Origin of the sequence: Nitrospira sp. SG-bin1, assembly GCA_002083365.1 — a bacterium.
Classification (GTDB): Bacteria; Nitrospirota; Nitrospiria; order Nitrospirales; family Nitrospiraceae; genus Nitrospira_D.
Window position 1 is genome coordinate 91,697 of sequence record LVWS01000007.1, and the last position, 25,545, is coordinate 117,241.

Consider the following 25,545-nt stretch of genomic DNA (forward strand, 5'->3'; position numbering starts at 1 on the left):
CGGATGTCTTATGTCAGCCGTTTCAAATAGGTGATGGCCGGATGCGTCCCGAGCGATTCGAGCAGATGAAAGGCGCGGTCTCGGCGCGCCAATTTCGAGACACGGCTGTCGGGATCGTTGCGGTCGCCGAACACCAATGCCGAGGTGGGACAGGTCTGCACGCAGGCCGGAAGGATGTCTCCGTCGCGGACCGGCCGGCCTTCTTTTTCCGCCTGCTCTTTGCCTTGCCGGATGCGCTGCACGCAAAACGTGCATTTTTCCATGATGCCGTTCTGCCGTACCGTCACGTCGGGGTTGAGCTGTTCCGCAAGCGGTTCATCCCAGTGCGGGTCGAACCAGTTGAACTGCCGCGCCGTGTAGGGACAATTGTTGCCGCAATAGCGGACCCCGATACAGCGATTGTAGACCTGCGCATTCAGCCCCTCAGGAGTGTGGTACGAAGCGTACACGGGACAGACCGGCTCGCAAGGGGCATCATCGCAATGTTGGCAGAGCACCGGCATGAATCGAGCCTGGACGTTGGGGTACTCCCCTTCCCAGTAACGCTCCACCCTGATCCAATTGATCGCACGGCCCTGTGCCGCCTCGTCTTCTCCCGAAATGCGAATGTTGTTCTCCGCATGACAAGCCACGACACAGGCTTCGCAGCCGGTGCAGCGATCGAGATCGATGACCATCTCCCATTTATGGGGTTTATTATTTTGTGAATCGCTCATATGACCTCTCTGTTGTCACTCGTCGTTCGTCTCTCGTATCTAGCAAGCGAACGACGCTTCACGAGATACGCTTCACGCTCCATGTCGCCGTTCAACCGTGATCAAGTCGCTCTGTTCCATCGCGGGTTGTTCGAGCGTCACCAGACGTCCTTTTTTTCCGGTGGACTCGATGCGAACCCTGGTGGCGCCCGCTGCCAAAGTTCCGGTCACCGTGTCCAGGGCCGGGGCCAGCAATCCCACAGGGTTCACACCGCGGTGCTTCGCGTACCGACCATAGCTCGAATGCCCCTGTCCGAGTGGCATGGCCACGACATCCGGGCGGATGCCCGGAAAGAGAACGACCGGCGCGGTGAGCGATCCGACTGGCGAAATTACCCGCACGAGATCGCCTTGGCCGATGCCCAGCTCCTTCGCTGTCGCGGGATTGACTTCCACCCAAGAGCCCCACACCACGGTCGTCAACGTGTCGGGTAATTCTTGTAGCCATGGCCGATTGGCTCCTTCGCCATGGCCGACAGCCATCGAGGGATAGGGATGGAGAACGAATGGAAATTCGCGCTCTTCGCCGGAAAACCGCGCCGTCTCGAACCCTCGCGAGGGAACGAAGCTCGGTGGTCGCGCGCTTCTGTTCGATTCCGGCCACCATCCTCCTAGCTGAAGATGATCGATCCAAGCCCTCTCGAACCAATCGGGCGCCTCTTCGTGAGGCTTCCCTGCAAGAAACGTTTTCCACCGTTCGCGCAGCAAATCGTGGAACGTCCCTGCGTGAGCGTGACCAAGATTCAGCCGGCGACCCACATCCAGAATCGTGTCGCCGATCTGTCTGGTGTCATACAACGGCATGACAGCCGGCTGCGACAATCCAATCGCCTGTGTGTCGGTCTCGACGACATGGTCGCCCCAGGACTCCAGCGCGTCCCGATCCGGCAGGAGGAGATCGGCCCACTCGGTGGACTCATCGAGGAATGAACTGAAGCTCACGATGAACGAGGCACGCTCGAACAATGGCTTGATCGGGATCGACGGCGGCATCGTGAAGACCGGATTGCACCCGTACAGCATGAGTACGGGCTGCGAGCCGGCTTTCTCCTGCTCGCTGACCAACTCGAATACCGTACGTTCGGTCAACCAGGGAATCGAACGACCGGGATGATCGCGCCGAAAGCCACGTGCCACGGACTCCCGGCCCAAACTCTCGATCAGCGCATTCAAGCCGTTGATCGCGATCAGCGAGACCGTGCCGTTCGTCTGAGCGCAGCTCGTGCCGCCTCCGATGGCGAGCGGGGCCCGCGCGGACGCGAAGTCACGAGCCAGACGATCGATCACGTCTCGCGAGAGGCCCGTGGCGCTCTCCACCTCGCTCAGCCGAACAGAGCCATAAAACTTGTGAAATCGGTCGAGCGCCTTCCCTGCCGACATGGGTCGATGCGTATCGAGAATGATCCGCCCGATGCCCAGGGCGAGCACCCCTTCCGTGCCAGGTCGAATGGGAAGCCATTGGTCCGCATTCGCGGCTGTCAGCGACATCCGTGGCTCGATATGGATGTACCGGCCACGTACCGTCGAGCGCCCCTGCCGCATCCGGCCGAAGGCGATCCCCATGGCGACCGGTGACAGCCAGTGTTCGAGAAAAGGAGCACCGAAAGAAAGCAGATAATCCGCCTCGGCCAGGTCGTAAAACGGCACGACGTCGGAACCCATGCTCTCTCGCCATGCGGCATGCAAAGGCAATTCGGCATCCGGAGCATAGAAGTAGAGCGTGCCTCCCACGGAATCCATAAAGTCGGACAACAATCGGGCAAGGGTTCCGGATAGAGGCCGCGTCACCATCAGCGGCGGAACTGGCGAATCTTGCAATGCCTGCGCACAACGACGCAGGCCTTCTTCCCACTCTATCGGAACGAACGTTCCCTCACCTCGACGGCCCTCTCGTTGAAACGGTCGCCTGAGCCGATCGGGGTTGTAGAGACCTTGCAACGAGGCTTGTCCCCTTGCGCACAGCTTCCCGCGATTCAACGGATGGTCGGGATTGCCTTCGATTTTCTTGGCTCGGCCTTCACGAACCCGAATGATCGTCCCGCATCCGGCGGAACACTCACGGCAAGTCGAGGCATACCAATCGGCGACTCCCGGCACGATCTCGTCGTCGGGCAGAACGTACGGGACTAAGCGATGCATCTCGCGCTCGCAGCCGGGAAGCAGCGATCCTGCCGCGGCCAGACCAGCCGCCTTGAGGAAGGTACGTCGTCTTAGATCCATCTCGTCTCTCGTCGTTCATGAAACGTATTGCTTAAGTCTGACATCAACGATCATTGCCATTGGTCCTAGGATTCCACCAAAGCGGAATGACCGTCCCTTCACGCTTCACGGTTCTTACTTGTGGCATGCCAAACAGTCCAAGGGTGCGCCACGCTGTTGATGACAAGTCAGACACCAACCCATTTCGTAACTCGCGGCGCGCGGAGTCCGTGACATGCGTTCCACGTGACCATGGCAATCGGCGCACTGCAACCCGGTCCTCAGATGCATTTCATGCGTGAAATAAACAAAGTCCGGCAGCCGCTGCAGTCTCGTCCATGGTATCGGCTCTTGGCTGTCCCAGTACCTCGATAGTGTTTTGGCCTGCTCGTTTTCGTCGATCAGATTATGATGGCAGCTCATGCACAGTTGCACGGACGGCACCCCGGCCGTCGCGGAGACGGCGGCAAAACGATGGCAGTACAAACAATCCACTTGCAGTTGCCCGGCATGCCGCGCATGGCTGAACGCGACAGGCTGCATGTCCTGGCCGCTCGAGTCGGAGCTGCCGGCGGAATACAGGAAGCCCCCGCCGGCGGCTACCACACCGGTCAACAGCAGCACGAGCAGGGCTGGCATGATCGAGCAGTGACTCGTCACACCTGCGGAATTGCAAAGAACAGACCTACCACGGATGCCGTGGTGGCAAAGCCGAATGCGTCAAACAGGCGGACAACCTGTCCGCTTCTCAGACAAGCTATCCAATCAGATGAATCCGCAGAGGAGGGCGATTTTAAAGGAAACGGCAGCTCCCGGTTCTGCAATGCGGCCGAATTTTCAGTTCTCACCGGCTCCTGTGTCGAGCATGACCGGACCTCTCAGGCCGCCAGCTTGAAGAAGGTACTCGTAGATCCATCCCGCTTGTGCTCCTGGTACAGAAATACGAGCTTCCGCTTGTCGAACGTGTCGAACCATTCCTTCCATTCGACCTTCTTCAAGCGCTTTCCGCCGTAACCGGGAAAGTCGATGCGCAGCACGCCGGCACCGTCTCGCCCTTCAGTATCGCCGACGACCGATGGCCTGGCCTTTCGCGACTCGGCCCATTGCCGAATCACCTCGTGATTGCGCGTCGCCAACGACTGCCCCTTGCGGTCTTCATGGTCGTCCGGCGAATCGATCCATTTTGAATATTTTACATGCTTCGGCTTTGAACCTCTCGAACGGCCGGTACTTCTTTGACCGGTACTTCTGCCGCTGCGGGAACGGTTTGTTCGAGCCGCGCGTCGCGTGGTCCTTTGAGTCGGCATACGTCCCTCCTCTTGAGCCCACATCTCTACGGGTGAGCTGGAAGTCCCATCGATTCGATCCCCTTCGATTCCATCACACGGCCCTAGGCCGCCTTCTTGCCCGTTCCAGGCTCTGCCATGCGCCGATTGATCTCCGCCAGCATGTCCGACGGAATGACGGCCGCCATGGCCGATTGAAGTTTATTTTTCCATCCGGTGACGATATCCCCTTCACCGCGCATCATGGCGTCGTAACCTTGTTTCGCCACCTCGGCCGGATCATCTTTCTTTCCTTGTCCGATCTTCGTGTCCTGCATGTCGGCCCGCTCGAAAAATTCCGTGTCGGTCGCACCGGGCATCAAGCACGTCACGGTCGCTCCCGTATCTTTGAGTTCATGCCGCAACGCAAATGAGAATGAATCGAGAAAGGCCTTCGTCCCGTGGTAGACCGCCTGGTACGTGCCGGGTATGAACCCGGCGATGGAGCCGACGATCAGGATGCGCCCTTTCCGCCTGACCCTCATCTCTCGCCCGACCTTCTGAATCAAGTAGATGGTGCCGGTGATGTTCGTATCGAGGACGTGCCTCGCTTCAGTGAAGTCCTGATCGAGAAATGCTCCCCCTAGTCCATGCCCCGCGTTGGCCATGAGCACGTCGATCGGACGGCCATTCGCCGCGTTGTAGAATCGATCGACGCCTTCGACGGTGGAAAGATCCGCTTCGACGGCTTCCACCATTCCGCCGATTTCTCGGAGCTTGTCGGCAGCCTCGTGAACGGCCGCCTCATCTGCGGCAATGAGCAGATCGAATCCGTCTTCCGCGCAGCGCTTAGCGAGTTCGTATCCGATACCGGTGGATGCACCGGTCACCAGCGCGAAACCCTGGTTTGGTTGTGCAGTCATACATCTTTTCCTTGTCCGCGACACCGCCGGATCCAAGGGTCGTGAACAACAACTTATAGATTATCCAGTCGGCTTCTTGGACCCTACCCTTTGACCTCTTTCGTGCCCGGATATCAAGCATTCCTCGGCAGGCCAGCCGAACTGTTCCCACATCGCCAGCTTGTTCCACTCTTTGATGAACTCGACCAGTTTTCCGTTTTCCACCCGAAACAAGGCACAAGCGGTCCATCGCGACTTTTTCCCGGTGGGAGGGATGCCCTGATGTGGTTCACCGCCGTGCGTCCCCTGAGCCGTATATCGCATGCATACTCGATCGTCCTTCGCGAACAGGACGTCGAAACTGACGAGGTGTAAGTCGTTCACCTGCTTCATGAGACGGCCATGGTCGTCGGCATACTCTTCCAGGGTATGGAGGTCCGGGAACGTCGTTGGAGCGATAAAGCGGTTGTTGGCAGCGCACAAGTGCGCCACCGCTTGAGCACTCGCCCGGTTCGGGTCATAGGCGATTCCCATGTACTCTTTCACCAGATCGATATTCTTCCGTTCCTCGGCGCTATAGATCTCTGTCCCCATCGATCGTGGATGCATCATGTTCTTCCTGCACGATCATGCATGATGACTCCTCACGGCCGGCCGGCTCCCGACCACAAGGTAGGGAGCCAGCGCACGGCCTTAACGATTCGTGGAAGCTTGGGCCAGGATGGATCGCCCGGCCATGGCAGCCTGTAATGCTTCCAACATGGCCTTCGGTGAAGCATCTCCCGCTCGCATCAAACTGAGATATCGGTCCTGTGCCAACGAAAAGAATTCCGGTTGACGCTCCGCTGACACTCCCAGCAGCGTCGCCAACGAGACCAGATGTTCCCCATACCCTTGCGCCATCTCCTGTGCGAGATGATCAAAATTGATGCTTGCAAACACGGTCGCCCGGTCTTCTTTGACGATCATCCCGTTGTTCGTGCAGCCGGATGTTCCGCTGCTGATCGCGAACGGTTGGGAAGGCACGTTCGATGTGGATCCAAGGTGCTGCATGATAATGGACTTGGGTTCTCTGTCGAACAACATCTTCCCAAGCCCACAGCCGGGACCGTCTCCCCACGCAGCGAGGCCGATTCCTGCCTGGGAGCAAAGAGCCACACACGCAAAGCCGACGACGGCGGTCTTGAACTTCATGAATCCCTCCTGGTTTATGGTGTCCACCACACAAGCTTCTCCATCGAGAAGTCCATACGCGCGTTCTCAAGCTAGTCCGCGGAGGGACGTTTTTGACCTAGCGCACCCCCTAGTTAGATGACTGAATGCATTCGCTTTTTACATGTGTATTACATGCCTTCATGTATTACGCGTGACGCAAGTGCAAGGAGCACCCTGAATAGTCTGAACGGGCGGGAGGTGTGGGAGCTTTCTAAACGAACGTCGCATGCCATACGCCATCGGCTTACGGCGTCATCACGATTTTGATGCAGCCATCTTCCTTTTGGTTGAACATGGCGAATCCTTCCGATGCCTCCGACAGCTTCATCCGATGCGTCACGACGAAGCTCGGATCGATGTCCCCGTTTACAATCCGATCGAGCAACGGCCTGAAATACCGTTGAGCATGGGTTTGACCGGTTTTGATGGTGAGCGCCTTGTTCATGACGGCCCCCATCGGCATTTTGTCGATCAACCCGCCATACACGCCCGGTACGGACACCGTTCCTCCGTTGCGACAGGCCATGATGGCTTGCCGTAATGCAATGGGGCGATCCGACTCGGACATCAAGGTCTGTTTGATCCGATCGTAGTAATACAACGGCCCGGGCATGTGGGCCTCCAAGCCGACGGCATCCATACAGGAGTCGGGCCCGCGCCCGCCGGTCAGCTGCATGAGCGTGTCGTAGACGTCCGTTTTTTCGTAGTCGACGGTTTCCGCTCCTCCGTCGCGCGCCATTCGAAGCCGCTCCGGAAAGCGATCGATGGCGATCACACGCTCGGCACCGAGCATGAAGGCGCTGCGGATCGCGAACTGACCGACCGGTCCGCACCCCCAGACGGCAACCGTATCTCCCGGTTGAATGTTGCACTGTTCGGCGGCCATATAGCCCGTCGGGAAAATGTCAGAAAGAAACAGCACCTGCTCGTCGGTGAAGCCGTTTTCTATTTTCACCGTCCCGACGTCTGCGAACGGCACTCGAACATATTCGGCCTGGCCTCCGGCGAAGCCGCCGGTCAAATGCGAGTAGCCGTAGATCCCGGCCGGAGAATGGCCGAAGAATTTTTCCGCCATCCACGCATTGGGGTTCGTATTTTCACAGAGCGAGTAGAGTTCCTTTTTGCAAAAGAAGCACTGCCCACAAGAGATCGGAAACGCCACGACGACACGATCGCCGACACGCCGATGCTTGACGTCTGGACCGACCTCGACGACCTCGCCCATGAACTCATGGCCCATGATGTCGCCCTGTTCCATGGTCGGCACGAAGCCGTTGTAGAGATGCAACTCCGACCCACAGATCGCGGTCGAGGTGACTTCAATGATCGCATCGTGCTTGTTGAGAATTTTCGGCTCAGGCACCTCGACCACACGCATGTCCTGTTTGCCGTACCAACAGTTGGCTTTCATGGTGACTCCGTATCGAGTTTTGGATTTCGAGTACCGTGTTTCGAGTTCGGGGAGAGACGTGAAGGTCGCCACTCGTAACCGCAGGGTTTCAGCGCCTCACGGCTTGATCGTATTTCCACGAGGTGCTCTCCGGCCGTCCCGCCGGCTGCCTTTCGGTCGTGATGACTTCTCCCGTTTCCATCACTTGCTTGAAACGGCGCAGATCCATCTTCACGGTTTGATTCGGATCCTTGCCGAACCAGGCCGCGACCGCCGCGCCGACCGTTCCAAGAGGTGGTCGATACTGCATGTTCACCTTCACGATCGTGCCCCGACCTCCGACAGCCTGATCAAACCGGACGGAACCGGCATAGTCGATTGCCGACCCTGCATCGGAACGCCATGCAATGAACTCGCTCGGCCGATCTTCGATAATCTCGGCATCCCACTCGATCGTTGAACCTGCCGGCCCTTTGGCGACCCAGTGGGATCGGCTGGCATCCATCACCTGGATACGCTCCAAGTGCTTCATGAATTGCGGTAGATGGCTCAGCTCACGCCAATGGCGGTACAGCTCTTCTCGCGGGCGATCGATGATGAGCGCCGCGGTGACCGGAATCACCCCATTTCTCGTTTCAACGCCGCGACTCAATTGCTGCGCGGTGATGACATCCATCACCATGGCGCCGGCGACAGAGGCCGTCGCCGCGGCGAGCCTGGCTCGATTGGATCGACTCGAGGTGAAGGCCGCACCCAACAGGGCTAAGTCCAGAACATCGCCCACGACTCTGGACCAGACGGCACCGGCCGAAGACCGGTCCGTCAGGATTCCTGCGCTGCTGGCAAATTCGCGCAACCCCATCAGTCGGATCAGGGTCCGATGTTCGGAGCTGACCCCGACCATCGCCGCCACTCGTCCCGGCGCAAGAAGTTCCGCAAGGCCCAGTCCAATGCCGAACAAGCCCATGCCGCCTGCCAGTCGTTGCTCCTGAGTCGGACCGCCGTTCGTCACGGCGCCGTTGCGGTCCGGATGGCTGCGAGGGCTCGTCTTGCGTCGCGGAGGTGTCGTCGATTTCGAATCCTCTCCGACTTGTTGTTCGTCCGATGGCGTCGCTTGTGCTTGTTCCCTAGTGACCATGACTTCTTCCCTCTTGTTCCACGGTAAGTATGGCCGCAGGCTCACCGGAGCCCGGTTCGGACCATCGTCGATGCATTTCGGCCAGCACGGTGGACGGCGTCAGAAGGACCGCCGCCGACCGAAGCTTGTTTTTCCATTCGCTGACCACATCGGCGTCTCCGCGCATCATGGCCCGAAATCCGATCCTTGCCACCTCGATCGGGTCATCCTTTTCTTCTTGAGCCACTCTGGTGTCCATCATGCCGGCGCGTCTGAAGAACTCCGTGTCGGTCGGTCCCGGCATCAGACAGGTGACTGTCACTCCGCTGCACTTCAATTCATTGCGAAGGGCGATGGAAAAGGAATCGAGGAAGGCCTTGGTGCTGCAGTACACCGCCTGAAACGAACCCGGCACAAAGCCGGCGATGGACCCCACGATCAATATGCGGCCGCGCTTTCGGGCGCGCATCTGCGCGCCGACTTGGTGGAGCAGCAGGATCGTTCCGTAGATATTGGTGTCGAGAACATGGCGGATCGAGTCAAGGCGTTGATCGAGAAACGCTCCTCCGAGACCTCGACCGGCATTGGCCAACAGCGCATCGATCGGTCGCCCCTTCGCGGCCTCGCAGACTTGCGCCACACCGTCGTGGGTGGCCAAATCGGCCTGGACCGCCGTGACTGATGCGCCCAGGGCCCGGAAGTCTTCTGCGGCGTGTTCGATGGCCGGTTCATCGGCGGCGATAAAGAGGTCGAACCCGGCTTCAGCGCAGCACTGAGCGAGTCCGTAGCCGATACCCGTCGAAGCACCGGTGACGAGCGCAAGGGATCGTGGTGCCTCATCCATTGTCGATCCTTCCGAGCTTTACGTGCCGGCCGGATTCGTTGCGACATCCGGAGTGGCGGCGCTCGTCTTCGCGAGCACGAACATCTGCTGCTGTGCTCCGGCCTTGAAGTCCGTCGGAGGCTGGCCGTTCGGCAGCGCGTAGATCAGCTTGACCCGATCTTGGTCCGACTCGACCAACCCTTTGGCGACCACGCCGACATCGGGCGCCTTGGTACTGACCATCGTGATCCGCCACGGAGATTGTTTCGTTTCCAGCGTATAGGTCGCGGCAAACATTTCCTTCCGTTCCTTATCGTAGGCGATGATGGTCTTGTCGTTGATATAGATTGCGGCGTCATCCAACTCTTTCTGATCGATCGGAGCGCCGTCCCGCTCTCCGCTGACGATGCGATATTCCCCGGTCAAGTCGGCTTTAGGTGAGTCCGACGAACGACCGGTGCAGGCAGGTAACACGGCAAGGACAATGGCAACGACCCGGCAGAGTTTGTTGATGGAGTTCATCATGGATCCTCCTGTATGTGTACCGATCGTCATCTGAACCGGCTGTTCGTCACATGGCTTATGGTCGATTCTTCCCGCTTTGGCCGCCGGGCGATTCAGACTGACCCTCCGCCATGAGCTTGTCGCCGTCCACGCGCACGATGGACAGGTCTCGGATGCCCTTGACCTCCAGTTTCACGGGCGTCCCCGCTTCTCCTCGTATCATCGAGACGACCTGCTCGTAACTCTTTCCCCTCACAGGGATCCCGTTCACCGCCACGATCTCATCCCCATGCCTCAATCCAGCTTGCTGGGCGGGGCCATCTTGGCGAACCTTCATGACGTAGAGAGCCGCCGGCTCACCGATGCGGTCGGCGGCCACTTGTATGATCACCCCGATCACTCCATTCGGCAGTTTGAGATCATCTCCATGTCCATATGCCGGAGGGATCTGCCCGGTTGATTGATCCGCCAGAACCGTACCCGACATCAACAGGATCATCCCCAAACCGGTCGCGACACAAACCATCTTCATACTCATGGGAGTGTTCTTGTTCTTCATGTTCTTCACCGATCCTTTTTCTTTTTCGTTGTTCACCTGTGATGGTATTAATCCTGTCCGGGTCGCGTCGGACGGGAGACGTTTCTCTTACTTCCTGGTCCATGGCGACATGGTGTCGGGCTTCGGCGACATGGTGTCGGGCTTCCACTACATCTTTTTCAACGTCCCCGGTTTATGAGCCGCCTTCTTTCCGCTTTTCCCGCTGCGCACAAGATATTCCGGCTGTTCACGCGAGGCAGCCGCCTTGTGGCCGTTCACCTTGGTCGGCGAAGTCAGTTTTTTCACGACTCGCCCCGCCGTCTCCCCTTGTGGTGTATTCCATCGCACCTTGTCGCCGGACTTCAGCTGTTTCATGCTATGCGATCTTCGAGATCAGCACCCATTGTTTGCGCCTCGCCGCCTCCGCGTCCCTCCGTGACGGCTGTCATCATCATCGGCACTGGACGACAACGGCTCACGACCCCCGAGTCGTGCGATCGTATCCCGCCACTTTGACGATCTTGTTGTACACGCCGAACAATAAGAACGGAGCCACCCATTGGCCGACAAAAAGGCCGTCTTGCCTTCTTCCACTGGCGTGCAAAACCATGGAAATGCCGATCGACGCGAACGCCGCCCACAGCCAGGCGTCTGAGGGGAGCTTGGCCGTCTGTTCTTCGATGGTCCGCGCGACTCTCCCTTCGCCGTGCTCTTGAGCTTCCTGAGCATCCGTATCTTGTTTCCAACTCGTCATTGATTCGGCCATTGGTATACTCCTTTCAACATATTGTGGCTTAGGCACCGACAGGTTATCGCTGGACGTTGACGGTTTATCCACGCGACGTGGCGAACGCTTGAGCGATGGGCCTTTGTGACCGGACTTGAGCTTTTTCATCGGATCATCGCCGCTCTGATCGAGGTTCTTTCTTCACGATGACCGCCCGACCCTGTTGCGTCAGAGAGCCACTGATGAGATCCCCAGGACGAAGGTCTGTGTCGCCTCTCGTATAGTCGTCAACGACGAAGATCGTATCGTCGCCCGACTTCTGCCTTACCGTGTGCGTATTGTTCTCGGATTTGACGATCTCTCCGCGTATGCTTTTCATGCCGGCGGCCTGGCCGGGGTTCACACTGGGGTCGGCAAGTCCTGTATCTTGGCGACCGGAGTCGGGTGTTCGACCGGGTGTTGGACGACTGGTTCCGCCTTGTGGCTCTCCTTCAATCCGGTAATTTTCTCCCTGCCCTTGTTGTTTCAGCCGGTTTCTCCGAATCTCCTCCCGCCGGTCTTGTTCCGTTGCCTCAGGTCCCTGAAGCCGAGGATCCCCTTGCGGCAGAATGGCCTCTTGGGCACAGACAAAGACAGGCAAGAGTGCGCCACAGGCAAAGACGGAGATCATATGTCCGATAACTCGTCTCATCGCCTTTTGATTGATTGAATTGATAGGCTAACTGGAACAATTTTCCACGGCATGGACGGCCTGACAGGAGGACATGCTTCGCTCGCATTCCCTCCAGCCCATTGTGTAATGCTAGGTTGTCAAGCAACTTGCGGGCCGACGGTTTTAAGTTCGGAAAGAGAGATTTTTTGGCAATAGAGAGAACAGGTTCTCTCGTGGACTCTCTATCGGAATGGTGGAACGAGGGCGACAACCTGTCTTGGGACGGACAGAATGGACTGAAGATTTCTAGTCTCAGCTTTGTGTACTGCACGAGGCAGCGTCTTTTTATTCCTTTGAACCGATATTCTCGAACACCGATGTCTCACCGCCACATCGGGACATCTGTCGGGCAATGCCGACAACGTCGGTCAAATCGGCGGACCGAACGTGAGTATCAGGTCTAGGGTTTGCTAACCATGCCATCATGAACTCCCGCTCATAACCGGCCGAGGATGATCGGCAGCGAATCACCCTCAGCAACGAAGGATTGCGATGACGAATCTCCGGAGACAAGTCGATCGCCTGCTGGACCGTGTGCAGAGACACGACTGGATCGTCCCCTTCGCGATGGTCCTGTCGGCCGTCATCCTCGCCTTTTCAATGGATGCATTGGATCGGTTGGTGGATAGCCGCTTGAGACCGATGTGGTGGCTGTTCAGCGGAGGTCAAACCACCGCCCGGCAGCTGCTCTCCGCCACCGCGGCCGCCATGGTGGCCATTGTGACCATGTCCTTCTCGATCACCGTGACGGCGGTCACGTTCATCGCTCAGCATTACGGGACCCTCGCCATCCGCACCTTCATGCGCAATCTCACCACTCAATTCGTCATGGGTTCCTTCCTCGCCACGCTCGTGTACTCGCTTCTTGTCCTCCGGTTGGTCCACAGCGCGGGCAACGACGAGGCGGTTCCCCGGATCGCGGTCACGCTCGGCATCCTCCTCGCCTTGGTTTCCTTCGGCATGCTGGTCTACTTTCTCTATCACATGTCGGAAAACATGGATGCCCCGAATCTCGTCGCCGCCATCGGATGGAATCTTGAACGAGTGATCCATCGGACCACCGAGCCACTGGACGGAGAGGCGGACAAGGAGGATTCACCGGCGCCGCAGATGATCGGCTCCTCCATCGTGACGGCGGACTCGACGGGATATGTACGGATGATCGACCACGAACGGTTGCTGGCGCTCGCCCGGCGCCACGGCGCCGTCATCCGTCTGGAATTCGGCGTCGGTCACTTCGTCCGACAGGGAGACAACCTGGCCACGATCGGCGGACCTTCGAGCATTGGCGTTCCGGCGCATGCCGTGCGAAAAGCCGTGCCCATGGAATCCAAACGCACGTTGGAAGAGGATATTGAATTGGGTCTCAATCAACTGGTGCAAGTCGCGATTCGAGGTCTTTCTCCCGGACGCAACGACACCTTCGCCACCATGCTGTGCCTCGATCGCCTCGGAGCCGCCCTGAGCCTGCTGGCCGAACGACGATTTCCGCCCGCCGTCCAGCGCGACGGTGAAGGGCGGCCGCGGCTGGTGACTCGGCCAGTCACGTTCGCCGACCTGGTCGACCGGTCGTTCGAACAGATCCATTCCTTCGGGGGTGAAACGACGGTTATCGCCGCGCGTATGTTGCAGACCATGCGCACCGTGGCGGTCCATACCCGCCGTCCGGCGGACCGAGCGTCCCTGCGCCGCCATGTTGTGGCGGTCCATGAAGAGAGCCGCAAGCGCTTGAGTGATCGCATCGGCATCGAAGTAGTCGAGCGGGAATTCCAGGAGGCCATGGCTGTGTTGGAGGACGGAGGCCGCTCCGCCGCCTCGCGTTATTCACCAACGCCTGTCGCACGTGAGCGATCGGATACCTCGTCCGCGTGACCCCGTGACCTATGAGTCCACGATTCAATCTTCCAGGCGCTCTGCTGGCTTGCATGATCGCCTCGGCCTCCTGCGCATCGGTCGGCGGAGTCCCCACGGATGAACGCGACCAGCGCTATGCCGCGCGATGCAAGGCCGCCCCACGTGCAGCTCCGCCGTACGCTACCCCTCAGCCCATCTGGCCTACAGTGACTCAGGACACTCAAGTGGAAGGGTTCTCGCGCGAATCCCTTGCATTCGCCGGATTGCTCGACATCGGCCCGCTCGTGGGACGGATACCTCTCACGGAAGCTGAGGTCGAACAGAAGCGCGTCGGGGCGGTACTACGCCTGATGATTCTCCGGCAGGAAATCATGCAGGCAATCTTGCTGGCCTCGCTGGAAACTTCCAGCGTCGCCGTCGAAGTGCGGTGCGAACAGGCGCGCGCCGACCGCTTGGCGGACGAGATGGAGGAGGCCCAGAGTCGGCGCTTTGCCCGGCTCACCCTCACGTCGATCCTCCTCACAACCCTCACTTCTGTTGTGACCGGCGGGCTCACCTTGGTGGGCGAGTCCGTTGCCGACGGCGTGGTGGCGGTGACCGGAGGCGCCCTGGGAGGAATGTTCGGCGGTCTCGCGCTCTGGGATATCAGAGACCATAAGTTTCATCATCGTCGCAACCACCTCAAAGACATCTGGGAAGGGCCGGACCGCTCTGAATTGTTTCCCGACGTAGTCTGGCGGTTTCTAAACCGTCGAGTCGGCGGCGCCGACGAGAAAAGCCTGCGTGAACAATTGATCGATGATTGGAAGGGCAAGGGTCGCCTCGGCGACCAAGGCTCCGAGAACGAACACAAGCACATCGCCCTGCTGTTCGGCGAGGGCGGGACATACGGCATCAAGGATTTACGAGCTCGCACTGAAATGCTCGATGACCTGGGAACAACGATAGATCTCTTTTACGAGGAACTGGAGCACTTCGCGCGCGAGACAATGAAGCGCCGCCCCATTGCGGTGCTTGAGTAACAATCCGACAAGAGAGCAGGATGGTCGTTCAGTCCGCCACATCCGGTCCCAGCACAGAGTCCAGAGCCTACAATAAGAACCGCGGCGAAGGTATAGAGCTTGCATTTTTGATTGCCACATCACGAATGAGAGTCTTTCCATTAACCACAAGGAGGTCACTATGAAATATGCGTTTTGGTTGTCGACTGGTTTGGTGGGATCGTTGCTCGTCACCGCGCCGGTCTTGGCCGAGAAAGAGTTGCAGGTCGTGGACAACCAGTGTTGGGCAGAAATCTTTGAGGACAGTGACTTCGATAAGAATGATCCCCACCTCAAGATCCAAGGCCCTGCGCAAATTCCCACGCTGAAAGATTACAAGGGCCGGAATTGGAACGATGAGATTCAAAGCATCATCGTCGGTCCGAATGCAACTGTGAAGGCGTATTCAAAAAAGGATTACGCTGGGACCGAGCTGGTCCTGACTCCCAATAAGCGAGTCGCGGAACTCAGTGAGTACAACCTAAGCGACGACATCGAATCGATGACCGTCACCTGCGGCGGATAACTGGTTGATTAGTGTTCTTCGGTCTGTCGAAGGCGGGATCGCCGATCGGCGGCGCGTCGGACGGACGCGGCGGCGGCTCTTCCACCGGCGGCTTTTGCGGCGGGGGATCTTTTTTGATCGGCCTAGGTCGCGGCGGTTCTTTGATCGGGGCCCGCCGCGGCCTGCGTCTTCGTGGCGACATACTATTCTGTCTATCGGTCTATCTCGTCTGTCTGGTCTGTCTGGTCTGTCCCGTCACCCCACTCTCCACTAGCCTTTATCCACCTGAATGTCCAGCTCTCCGTCCAGCTTGACCACATCGACGTGAATCCCCTGCTTGCCCCGCTGAAAATGGAGATCGACGGTCGCGGGCCCCACCTCCAGATTGCGGAGATCCAAACGATCGAGAGAATCAGGCAAGAGAGGCCTGACGATGCGCAGCCGCTCGGCGAACGCATCCGGCGTCACGCCGAGCAGCGTCGTCAAAAGAAACGGGATCGCCCCGGAGGCCCAAGCCTGCGGATGGCAGGCCACGGGATAATTGATCGGTATCTCGTACTCCGCCCGTCCGAAGCCGCAGAAGACTTCCGGCAACTGGTGCGCGCGGAAATGAAACGCGGCATCGAACAACCCATGAAAGATGCGCAGCGCGGCGTCATCCGAACCGTAACGGCGACAACCGGCCGCGATGATCGAATTATCGTGCGGCCATACCGTGCCGAGATGATAGCCGATGGGATTGTAGCCGCGCTCTCGTGAGGATAAGGTCCGCACGCCCCATCCGCTGTACATGTCCTCGGCCATCAGTCGCCGGATCGTCCGTTCGGCCTTGTCCTGATCGGCAATACCGGTCCAGAGAGCGTGGCCGGGATTCGATGAGATGACGGCGGCCGGCTTTCCGTCGGCCTGCAGCGCGAGTGCGTAACAACCCTGTGCCTCCATCCAAAAGTCCCGGTTGAACCGCTCGCGTAGGCGTTGAGCGTCGCGTCTGAGACTCGCGCCCCGTTCGGGATCCCCGGCCCGCTCGAAGAGCCGGGCCATCCCGAGTTTGGCGGCATAGGCATAGCCCTGCACTTCCACGAGCGCGATAGGCGGCTGCGCCAAGCGACCGTCGGCATTCACGATGGCATCGCCCGAATCTTTCCATCCTTTGTTGATGACCTTGTCCTTCGCGCGGCTGTCATAGGTGAGATAGCCTTCGCCATGGCGATCACCGTAGCGGTCCATCCAGGACAAGGCCCGCTCCACGGAATCTCGCAGTTCTTGGAACAGATTCAACGAGCCGGTCCAGGCCGCGTGTTCCGCCAGCAGCATGAGGAACAGCGGCGTGGCGTCCACGGTGCCGTAAAACGGGGTGTGCGGAATGGCATCGATGTTGGCCATTTCGCCGACCCGCAACTCGTGCGGAATCTTCCCCGGCTCCTCGTCTCGCCAGGCGTCTTCCCGCGTGCCTTGATATTGAGCCAACAGACGCAGCGTCTGCTCGGCGATCCGCGGGTGATAGGCCAGCATTTGCCATGCGGTGATCAGGCTGTCCCGGCCGAAGAGCGTGACGAACCAGGGCACCCCCGCCGCGAAATAGGTTTCATCGCCCAGATGCGAGCGCAAGACCCGCAGGCCACGGAAAGATCGATCCATGAGTTCGTCCAGGGACGACCCGTTACCGGACACCTTGGCGACATGCCGTATCCAGGCTTGAGCATCCCGTTCAAGATCGGTCTCCACCGCGGTCAGCTCGGAGAGATGTGGTTTTCCTGTACGTGCCGGCCGGTCGTTCGATTCTGCGATGACCAACGCGAGATCGAGTTGCCGCCGTCCCCGCGGATCCAGTCGCACGAGAAAATCCGCCCTCGTGCCGCTGCGCTGACGGGGGGACGGATCGTAGTGAACCGCCAGCGTGCGGACGATGCCGTCTTTGCCGTCGTAGGACAACCGTAGGGTGTCGCCGTCCCAGGACGGCGGACGCAATCGACCGAACTGTTTGTGGAGCAAGCCTCGCACGGCGAATAAATCTTCGAAGGCGGATCGAATCGCCAGTGTGACGGGCAGCTCGATGGGGCGAAGCGTAAAGTTCTGGAACAGCACGCGGTCGCGCAAGGCCGGAATCTCATTATCGACCAGCCGCCGCCACGTGATGCCGATTTGCTCTTTCTCGATCACGGTCCCGTCAAGCAGCTCGATGGTGGGATTCGTCAAGGTAAACACACCCACGGCCCCCTGGACCGACGAGGCGGACAGGTGAGCCGGCTTCATTCCCGCCAACTCCATCTCATAGCCGTTCACATAGCGGCAGTCATGATAGTACAGCCCCAAGCCGTGGGAATCCGTGAACGGCACGTTGCCGTCTGGTTGCGCGACAAAGAAGAGATTCTCGTGCTTCATGACGATCGCCTCGGACAGGCCCTCGGCGGTCGTCGGCCGTCCTTTTGTCAGCGTCTCATCCCGCTGTCCGTCTTTACGATCGGCCGCCTGCAGCAATCCACTTGGGACCGCCGGAAGCGCAAACGGCCATGCCAGAGACCATCGCAAAAATGCGCGTCGAGGAATCATGTTTGTCCGGTTTGTCTCGTTGTTTGTCTGTCTGGCTAGCCTCAGCTTCCTAGAACTTCCGGCTCGCCGTCTTCACGACGCATCTACCAGGCATTGATCACGAAAGATTTCCCACAGTCCGTGCAGGTGTAGATCTGTACATCAACGTCCGCTTCGTTTATTTTCGATTCCACTTTCGCGAGGGTCCGATGGCCGCATTCATCCGGACTCCTATTCTTTTGCCGTCGTGTTAGTTTTGTCTGTCTTGATCGAGTCATGCGTGCCTTCAGGCCGCTGCTCGCGAGCGGGGCTCATCCGTGTCAGCGCCATGATCGCCGAGGTACGCCTCCAGATACAGTTTGCGCACGAAGGCCTTCAGGACCACGGTCAGCGGCATCGCGAACGTGACGCCGATCGGTCCCACCCAGATGCCGGCGAACATCTGCGAGGCCAGCGTGAGCACCGGCGGAAGCGACACCGTGCGTTGTTGGATCAGCGGCGTCAACACATAGTCCTGGACGATCTGAACAGCGACATACAAGCCAACGATTCCCATGGCGCTGGAGACGCCCTGCTGTTGAAGAGCGATCAGGACGGCCGGAATGGCCGACAACAGCGGACCGACATACGGGATGAACCCGAAGAGGCCGGCCAAGAGTCCCAGCAACAAGGCCAAGGGAATGTCCATCACCGCAAGCGCGGCGCCGGTCGCCGTACCGACGAAGGCCATCGCCAGGAGACGGCCTACAAGCCACCGCTCAAGATCACGGCCTGCCGTGACCAGCGCGTTTCGCGCGAGACTCCGCGATTGAAAGGGCAGCAACCGCACGAGCCCGTCCAGATACAGGCGGGGGGACGCGGCGAAATAGACTCCAAGAAACACCACGATGAGGACCGCCCCGGTTCCTTGCAAGAGATAGGCAAACAGCCGGCCTCCGATATCGATAGCCTTGGACTCTTCCGATAGAGCGGCTTGGCTTTTGGCGACCAGCCATGCACCCCAGGGCTGCCCTTCAAGCTGCTTCCGGAAGTGGTCGATGCTGGCGGGAAGCTGATCGACGAGCTGATCGAGCTGATCCGAGATTCTTGGCGCATACAGTAGAGCGGCAAGCCAGATTACGGCCACGAAGAGCGATACAGCGATGGCGAGCGCTCCCCCTTCGAGTGAACTCGGCAAAAGCGCGGCAAGGCGGTCCGCCAACATTCGCAACAAGATGGCGAAGAGGACCCCGCCGAACACGAGAAACAATGCGGTCGCGGCATAGCCCAACAGCGCCAGAGGAACGAGCAGCGCCAGCGCGACTCCGATCACAATGACCGTGGGCCGAACTACGCGTTCAGCTGCCGGACCTGAAACCTTCGCCGGCTCGCGCATGGTTTTTCTTCCCTGGTCTCGATACGGCATTCAGGACAGCCGGTCACCGCTCCGCGTACATCTGCCGTTCCCTATCCGCTCGACGGTCGCTTCTTCATGAAGATTTCCTGCTCTGTATAAGCCACCACCGCAGCTCGTCATGGGTCTTCGCCTGGAAGATTCGCACTCGGTAGAGTCCCGCCGGGCACCGTCCCACCGGGAAGCGTGACATTGGGCCAGGTCCCGCCTGGCACCGTCCCACCCGGAGGAGTGACCTCAGGCCAGGTTCCGCCGGGAACCATCCCACCGGGAGGAGTGACATTAGGCCAGGTCCCGCCGGGTACTGTGCCGCCAGGTAGAGCGCCTCCTTCAGGCGTGTTGTCCAAACCGGTCAGCTCAGGTTGCTTAGACCCAGTGGATATATTCTCCTCTGACGACACACCGTTGACTATGCCGCCGGGGGCCGCAGTTTGTTCCTCGTCACCCCATGCCGGGGCGATCATCAACAGGGTGAACAGACTGATCCACCTACAGGCTACGACGCACCTTTCGATCGTCCATCGATCTGTAGCTTGTTCCCTCACCACTGACACCATTTCGTAAATATGGTTTAGTCGGCGTCCGAACCGGCGCTCTTGCGAGGATGGGGCAAAGATGCGCCCTGGTGTCTCTTTGGTTGCAAATATCCGGTTGCCGAAGCAATGCCGAGCCATTCCGACAGAAACAGCCCGGCCGCAAGTGCTCCATAGATCCAGGGGAAACTACGCCGCGAGAGGCTTAATTCGAACCCAGGCGTGAATCGATGCGACACCAGATGATAATCGGTGATATAGGCTATCGCCGAAGTCCCGGCACCGATAGCAGCTGTGGTGAGGAACGAATCCGGCCTTGGCATCGTTCGACGCCAAGCTTGGTAGCAGGCGGCCCAAAATACACAAGCCGCCAGATTCAGGACAAGACCCGTGCCGGTGTAACGGAACGTGCGTTCTCCTCGCCTTGCAGCATGCCGTCCCCAGACAATATGGCTGATGGCATTGATCGGCTTCCAGACCGAGCGTCCTTCGATCCGACTCCGCAGCGCCGCCGTCACTGCGACGGCGGCGCTGCTCGTGAAACCATCGAACCATAGTCGTTTCCAGGCTTCGCTCATGTATTCCCTCAGGCCACCTTGCCGCGCCAAGCGCCGGTCTCCTGACCTCGTGATTCAATGAACTCCTTGAATCGCTGGAGATCGCCTTCCACTCGTCCCGATACGACCCCCACCGCATCACCGGTCTTCTCAACGGCACCATCCGGCTCATATTCCAGACGAAGGCTGAGCTTCGATTTGTTCTCCGCAATCCTGGTAAATGTGACCGTTCCGCCGTTCTTGGCGCCTCCCTGGCTCATCCAGGTGATCCGTTGATCGGGGATCTGCTCGGTGATGACCGCATCCCATTCTTTTTGCTTCCCCCCGATGCTGGCCTTCCAGTGCAGATGTTTGTCGTCGATCTGGTGAACTTGTTCGACGCCTTCCATGAACCGCGGAAATTCTTCGAACTGGGTCCATTGATTGTAGGCGGTCTTGACCGGCACATTGAGTTCGATGGATTTTTCTATGACGGACATGATTACCTCCTTGTGTGATGTGCCAACTGATTCATTGGAACCCGATTGATGTTCGATCGCTTGTTTCATTGTTCATATCTCTCGACGATCTCCGGCGGCCGCACCTGCGCTTGGTCGGCATCCTGTCCCACAGTCCGTCGCGCGCGTCGTTGACGAAGGAGATCCCAGCATTGATCCAGCTCGACTTGCAGGGCCCGTAACTGCTCCAGATCTTCCTCGCTCCTCGTTTCACGAGCCAGCATCTGGTGTTCCTGGCCGACAAGGTCGTTGATTCGCTGAAGCACTGATTGATCGGTCGTCGTCTTTTCGTTCATGTGTCTGTCTCGTCCGTGGTCCGTCCGGTCTGTCTGGTCAGTCAGCCGCCTCCGCCACCCGAAGGCTCCGCGTGTTTCATATTACGGGCTCGTCTGCAGCGAATATTTTACTTTGTGCGCCTTTTCCCGATGCGTCTGTAACGTCGGCAACATCGCAGTGATCCATTGTTGGATGTCTTGATCTTGCACCGTCTTCACCAGCCGCTGAAATTCTTCCACGATGGTTTCATGGTCTTCTAATATGTAGTCCATGTAGGCACGGTCGAAGGCATGGCCGGATAGTTGAGAGAGTTTATTCACTTTCTCCCTCCGTTCTCGGCTGAGTCCGGGGGACAGTTGCACGCCTTGCTTCATGGCCAGTTGCTCGACTTGTTGGCTCGCCTTTTTGTGATCCTCCACCATCTGCTGCCCGAACTCTTTCACGCGTTCATTCACCGCACGTTGAGCGGCAAGTTGGCCTAATGATATTTCTATTTGTTGTCCTTCCGCCGCCTTCTCGAGAATCGAGTGGGCGTCGGTTTTCGACGCCTGCGCGAGCACAGACGAAACCAACCCCGCAGCTCCGCACATCGCCAGACATAATGAAAGGAACCTCGACATATGAATCTCCCTTAAATGTTACTTGCTCCTCCGACCTGCGTGCCTTATTCCTGCAGCGATTCGATCTGTGCCGAGCTCCTCGAGCGCCCCTCTTGGTCATTCGGACGGGAAAAGACGGGTTCGTCGAACGATCCGTTCATGCCGTTGGCCACCAACCGCACCGCTTGTGTTGCGTCATCGACAACGGCCCCCATCCCGAAAAACTCGTGTGTCACCCCCCGAAAGTTTTGGTACGTGACCGGCACGCCGGCCTCGATGAGTCGTTCGGCATAACGTTTCCCCTCCGATCGCAAGGGGTCGATTTCAGCGGTAATGATGGTGGCAGGCGGCATTCCACTGAGGTTACGGACGTTCACGAGATCGATCCACGGATGTTTTCCGTCCGCCGGCTCTCTCAAATACTTTTCGAAGAACCAAGCCATCATTGACTTGTCCAATGGTTTGGCCTGAGCATGTTCGCGATACGACGGCGTGTTGAAGTCGTATCCGGCGACGGGGTAAATCAGCGCTTGATGCACGGGCAATATTTCGCCGCGCGCCCTCGCCATCAGGCACACCGCCGCCGCCAGATTTCCCCCGGCGCTCTCACCCGCCACGGCGACCATTGAAGGATCTCCGCCGAAGCTCTCGGCATTGCGGAGCACCCACCGATAGGCCGCGTAGGCGTCCTCGTGAGCCGCCGGGAATTTATGCTCCGGAGCTTTACGGTACTCAACGGATACCACGATGGCGTTCACAGTCTTCGCGAGCGCCCTTGCAGAGGCATCGTACGTATCGAGCGTTCCGATCACCCACCCCCCGCCCGGATAGTACACGATGACGGGAAACGGACCGGTTCCTTGAGGCGTATAAATTCGAATGGGCAGTTGTCCGCCAGGACCGGGGATCATGTGATTCTTCGTCTTTCCGATCGCCAGCGGAACCGCGCTCCGGCTCTTCTCCTCCAGTAGCGCTGCCACCGCGTCGGCCGGCATCGGTTGGACCCGTGCTTCCTCGGCCGTGAGCGAAGGGATAGGCTTGGGGTCGAGATTCTGTAACTTCGTGAGTACGGCCGCCATGTCTTTATCCGCGCGAGACATCGTGTCAGCCGTCGCCCGCTTCCGTTCTTCTGCGGACGCGACGGCGGCTTTTCGCTGTCCTCCGAACGTCTCGGTTTGCGAGGTTTGACAACCGGTTAGAGTCTGCAGGCTCAAGAGCATGGCTACCGGCAAGCGTGACTTGATAAGACTGAATTTCCAAGCCATGACTCTTTACATGTACCGTCAACAGCGGGCACAGGCGACTAGCAAATGCCCCAGAAATACTCTGTACGGAGAAAAGAAATGGATGCAGGGACAAGGAGCACTCAAGACCACCCGCACGGCTTCGCCGTGCGGGTGGTCCTCACTGGTGTTGGAATGGTCGGCTCTAACGGCATTTATGGTTTCGGGCGATTCCAATGGCGGTGGCGACCGATCGCCTCCACAAAGGATTTGCCCGCGCCTCCGCTCTTGTCGGTCACGACTCCCGAGGCCTCCTTGATGCCGACAGCTTGAAGGAGTTCCTGACCCTCCCCGCTGGCGGCGATCGCCTTTCCATGGTTGTAAGCGTCGCGCACGAAATGCCGGGCCTCGTAATCACCCAGCAGCGTCGTGACGCTTTCCTTGCCGCCTGGAACGTACACCGCGTCATACATGACGGAATCCACGATCGCCAAACTCTTATCGACTTTCACACCACCTTTGAGCTCGCCGAGGCGCGGCGCAATGATTTCCATCGTGGCCCCCTCTTTTTTCAGGGCCGTCTCCAGTTGCTTGATGTCGGAAGCAGCCGCGCCGTCGCCTGCCAATACCGCGACTTTTCGACCTTTGATCGAGTCCCTCGGGCCCTCTTCCTGACTCAAACCCTTCGTCTTGCCGGCACGACTCGCCGATGGACCTTTCGGAGCCTCAAATCCGAGTTTCATTCCGACCATCGAGGCCAAGGTGCCGTCTACTTTCGACAGATGGTCGAGCATGAGTTTTTGAATCTTGACGTCCGATACTTTTCCCAGCTCGAAAATCAGCGCTTGTCCGATATGTTCTTGCTCGGGCAGAGAGAGACTGTTGTAGAACAGCGCCGCTTGCGTGTAGTGATCGCCGAAAGTTTTGCTGCGCTCGCGGACCTTTTGACCTTGAACCGCCGCGGGATAGTGAACATACCCCCCCTTCTTCGCATCCACCTGACTCGGCACCTTATCCCCGGAGTTCGGTTCATAATTGATTCGACCCGGGCGATTGTTGAACCGCATGATGCCGTCCTGTTGGAAGTTGTTGACCGGCGACTTGGGTTGGTTGATCGGAAGTTGTGTGAAATTCGGCGTACCGAATCGATTCAGTTGGGTATCGAGATAGGAGAAGAGGCGGCCTTGCAGCAACGGGTCGTCGGTCACGTCGATGCCGGGCACAAGATGGCCCGGATGAAACGCCACTTCCTCGGTCTCGGTGAAGAAATTATCCGGGTTACGGTTCAAGGTCAGCTTGCCGACACGCTGAAGCGGAAATTGATCTTCCGGCCAGATCTTGGTGGCATCGAGGATGTCGAACGGCGCTTTGTCCGCCTCTTCCTCCGGCAAGAGCTGGAGCGCCAGCTCGTACTCCGGATACGTTTTATTCTCTATCGCCTCCCACAGATCCCGGCGATGAAAGTCCGGATCTTTGCCTGCCAGTTTTTGCGCCTCATCCCACACGAGCGAATGCACTCCGAGCAGGGGCTTCCAATGGAACTTCACGAAGGTGGACTTGCCCTGGTCGTTGACCAATCGAAAGGTATGGACGCCGAATCCGTCCATCATGCGATAGCTCCGGGGAATTCCCCGATCCGACATGACCCACATGATCATGTGCATGGATTCCGGCGAAAGCGAGATGAAATCCCAAAAGTTGTTGTGCGCGGTGGAAGCCTGTGGAATGTCGTTATGGGGTTCCGGCTTGAATGCATGGACCAAATCGGGAAACTTGATCGCATCTTGAATGAAGAACACCGGAATGTTGTTGCCCACCAAATCCCACACGCCCTCGTGCGTGTAGAATTTCACGGCGAACCCCCGCGCATCCCGAATGGTGTCCGCCGTACCCAGATTTCCATTGACGTTCGAAAACCGAACGAATACCGGAGTTTTCACGGAAGGATCGCTGAACACCGCCGCCTTGCTGTAGCGAGTCAACGGCTTATAGACCTGGAAGTATCCGTGCGCGCCGGAACCGCGCGGATGGACGACTCGTTCCGGCATTCGCTCGTGGTCGAAGTGCATGATTTTTTCCCGGAACTGGGTGTCTTCCATCAACGTCGGCCCTCGCGCTCCGGCCTTGAGCGAATTCGCGTCATCCTCTATGCGCATGCCTTGATTGGTCGTCAAAACATTCCCTTCGGCGACCGCCGGCAACTGCGCGTCGGCAGGCGCCACGGGTGACTTGCTCTGCTCGCGGTCGGCGGCGCAGGACACCTGGGCGGTCAGAAGACCGCTGAAAACAAGGCCCGCCGCCAACGCGAGACTTTTGTTCTGAATCGATTTGAAAGCTTGACGTAACATCGTGTGATCTCCTTCTTAACCCTTTGATCTGCCGCTCGTCCGCG

The 25,545-nt window shown here is 58.7% G+C and carries 25 protein-coding genes and 1 pseudogene; 3 read left to right on the forward strand and 23 right to left on the reverse strand.

All coding sequences use genetic code 11. From position 1 onward, the window contains the following. Positions 1-8: 8 nt before the first annotated feature. The 15 genes from A4E19_14075 to A4E19_14145 form a co-directional block, all read right to left on the reverse strand. Entirely contained in the window at positions 9-716 is a 708-nt protein-coding gene (locus A4E19_14075) for a 4Fe-4S ferredoxin (GenBank protein ID OQW37285.1), read from the reverse strand. A gap of 72 nt (positions 717-788) precedes the next feature. Beyond that, the gene (locus A4E19_14080; protein ID OQW37286.1) at positions 789-2,975 is read right to left on the reverse strand and encodes a hypothetical protein; all 2,187 of its coding nucleotides are present in this window, start codon (positions 2,973-2,975) and stop codon (positions 789-791) included. A 114-nt stretch (positions 2,976-3,089) separates the two neighbouring features. Next, positions 3,090-3,593, reverse strand: coding sequence for a hypothetical protein (locus A4E19_14085; GenBank protein ID OQW37287.1), 504 nt, complete (start codon positions 3,591-3,593; stop codon positions 3,090-3,092). Positions 3,594-3,832: 239 nt separating this feature from the next. Continuing rightward, positions 3,833-4,261 (reverse strand): hypothetical protein, encoded by a 429-nt coding sequence (locus tag A4E19_14090; protein OQW37288.1) that lies wholly within the window; start codon positions 4,259-4,261, stop codon positions 3,833-3,835. Positions 4,262-4,344: 83 nt separating this feature from the next. Next, entirely contained in the window at positions 4,345-5,142 is a 798-nt protein-coding gene (locus tag A4E19_14095) for an oxidoreductase (GenBank protein OQW37289.1), read from the reverse strand. A 60-nt stretch (positions 5,143-5,202) separates the two neighbouring features. Further along, the gene (locus tag A4E19_14100) at positions 5,203-5,730 is read right to left on the reverse strand and encodes a hypothetical protein (GenBank protein OQW37290.1); all 528 of its coding nucleotides are present in this window, start codon (positions 5,728-5,730) and stop codon (positions 5,203-5,205) included. 84 nt (positions 5,731-5,814) lie between these two features. Continuing rightward, entirely contained in the window at positions 5,815-6,315 is a 501-nt protein-coding gene (locus A4E19_14105) for a hypothetical protein (GenBank protein ID OQW37291.1), read from the reverse strand. A 265-nt stretch (positions 6,316-6,580) separates the two neighbouring features. Continuing rightward, positions 6,581-7,747 (reverse strand): glutathione-dependent formaldehyde dehydrogenase, encoded by a 1,167-nt coding sequence (locus tag A4E19_14110; GenBank protein OQW37292.1) that lies wholly within the window; start codon positions 7,745-7,747, stop codon positions 6,581-6,583. A gap of 88 nt (positions 7,748-7,835) precedes the next feature. Further along, positions 7,836-8,864, reverse strand: a complete 1,029-nt coding sequence (locus tag A4E19_14115; GenBank protein ID OQW37293.1) for a hypothetical protein — start codon at positions 8,862-8,864, stop codon at positions 7,836-7,838. Next, entirely contained in the window at positions 8,854-9,687 is an 834-nt protein-coding gene (locus A4E19_14120) for an oxidoreductase (GenBank protein ID OQW37294.1), read from the reverse strand. The genes A4E19_14115 and A4E19_14120 overlap by 11 nt, the downstream gene beginning before the upstream one ends. Positions 9,688-9,705: 18 nt before the next feature. Continuing rightward, positions 9,706-10,191, reverse strand: coding sequence for a hypothetical protein (locus tag A4E19_14125; GenBank protein ID OQW37295.1), 486 nt, complete (start codon positions 10,189-10,191; stop codon positions 9,706-9,708). 55 nt (positions 10,192-10,246) lie between these two features. After that, complete coding sequence (locus tag A4E19_14130) at positions 10,247-10,765, reverse strand: hypothetical protein (protein OQW37296.1); 519 nt, start codon at positions 10,763-10,765, stop codon at positions 10,247-10,249. 111 nt (positions 10,766-10,876) lie between these two features. After that, positions 10,877-11,083, reverse strand: a complete 207-nt coding sequence (locus A4E19_14135; GenBank protein OQW37297.1) for a hypothetical protein — start codon at positions 11,081-11,083, stop codon at positions 10,877-10,879. Between the two features lie 100 nt (positions 11,084-11,183). After that, on the reverse strand, positions 11,184-11,462 hold the full coding sequence (locus A4E19_14140) for a hypothetical protein (GenBank protein OQW37353.1): 279 nt from the start codon (positions 11,460-11,462) through the stop codon (positions 11,184-11,186). Between the two features lie 145 nt (positions 11,463-11,607). Further along, complete coding sequence (locus A4E19_14145) at positions 11,608-12,105, reverse strand: hypothetical protein (GenBank protein ID OQW37298.1); 498 nt, start codon at positions 12,103-12,105, stop codon at positions 11,608-11,610. 534 nt (positions 12,106-12,639) lie between these two features. Here A4E19_14145 and A4E19_14150 point away from each other — a divergent pair. The 3 genes from A4E19_14150 to A4E19_14160 all read left to right on the forward strand — a co-directional run bounded on the left by A4E19_14150 (position 12,640) and on the right by A4E19_14160 (position 15,567). Beyond that, positions 12,640-14,019: a hypothetical protein gene (locus tag A4E19_14150; protein OQW37299.1), complete on the forward strand. Its 1,380-nt coding sequence runs from the start codon at positions 12,640-12,642 to the stop codon at positions 14,017-14,019. Positions 14,020-14,030: 11 nt separating this feature from the next. Beyond that, on the forward strand, positions 14,031-15,023 hold the full coding sequence (locus A4E19_14155; GenBank protein OQW37300.1) for a hypothetical protein: 993 nt from the start codon (positions 14,031-14,033) through the stop codon (positions 15,021-15,023). 160 nt (positions 15,024-15,183) lie between these two features. Continuing rightward, positions 15,184-15,567, forward strand: coding sequence for a hypothetical protein (locus tag A4E19_14160; GenBank protein OQW37301.1), 384 nt, complete (start codon positions 15,184-15,186; stop codon positions 15,565-15,567). 249 nt (positions 15,568-15,816) lie between these two features. Here the strand turns inward: A4E19_14160 and A4E19_14165 are convergent, their stop codons facing one another. From A4E19_14165 to katE, 8 genes and pseudogenes are all read right to left on the reverse strand, one after another. After that, entirely contained in the window at positions 15,817-18,096 is a 2,280-nt protein-coding gene (locus A4E19_14165; protein ID OQW37302.1) for a hypothetical protein, read from the reverse strand. A 265-nt stretch (positions 18,097-18,361) separates the two neighbouring features. After that, positions 18,362-19,450 carry a hypothetical protein gene (locus A4E19_14170; GenBank protein OQW37303.1) on the reverse strand — a complete coding sequence of 363 codons (1,089 nt, stop codon included), beginning with the start codon at positions 19,448-19,450 and terminating at the stop codon, positions 18,362-18,364. A 589-nt stretch (positions 19,451-20,039) separates the two neighbouring features. Continuing rightward, the gene (locus A4E19_14175; protein ID OQW37304.1) at positions 20,040-20,579 is read right to left on the reverse strand and encodes a hypothetical protein; all 540 of its coding nucleotides are present in this window, start codon (positions 20,577-20,579) and stop codon (positions 20,040-20,042) included. A gap of 8 nt (positions 20,580-20,587) precedes the next feature. Beyond that, positions 20,588-21,037: a cyclase gene (locus A4E19_14180; GenBank protein OQW37354.1), complete on the reverse strand. Its 450-nt coding sequence runs from the start codon at positions 21,035-21,037 to the stop codon at positions 20,588-20,590. A 65-nt stretch (positions 21,038-21,102) separates the two neighbouring features. Then, positions 21,103-21,351, reverse strand: coding sequence for a hypothetical protein (locus tag A4E19_14185; GenBank protein ID OQW37305.1), 249 nt, complete (start codon positions 21,349-21,351; stop codon positions 21,103-21,105). An 81-nt stretch (positions 21,352-21,432) separates the two neighbouring features. Further along, the gene (locus tag A4E19_14190; protein OQW37306.1) at positions 21,433-21,951 is read right to left on the reverse strand and encodes a hypothetical protein; all 519 of its coding nucleotides are present in this window, start codon (positions 21,949-21,951) and stop codon (positions 21,433-21,435) included. Between the two features lie 137 nt (positions 21,952-22,088). Then, positions 22,089-23,162: pseudogene (locus tag A4E19_14195) on the reverse strand (hypothetical protein). Between the two features lie 206 nt (positions 23,163-23,368). Continuing rightward, entirely contained in the window at positions 23,369-25,375 is a 2,007-nt protein-coding gene (gene katE, locus A4E19_14200) for a catalase HPII (GenBank protein OQW37355.1), read from the reverse strand. Positions 25,376-25,545 lie beyond the last annotated feature (170 nt).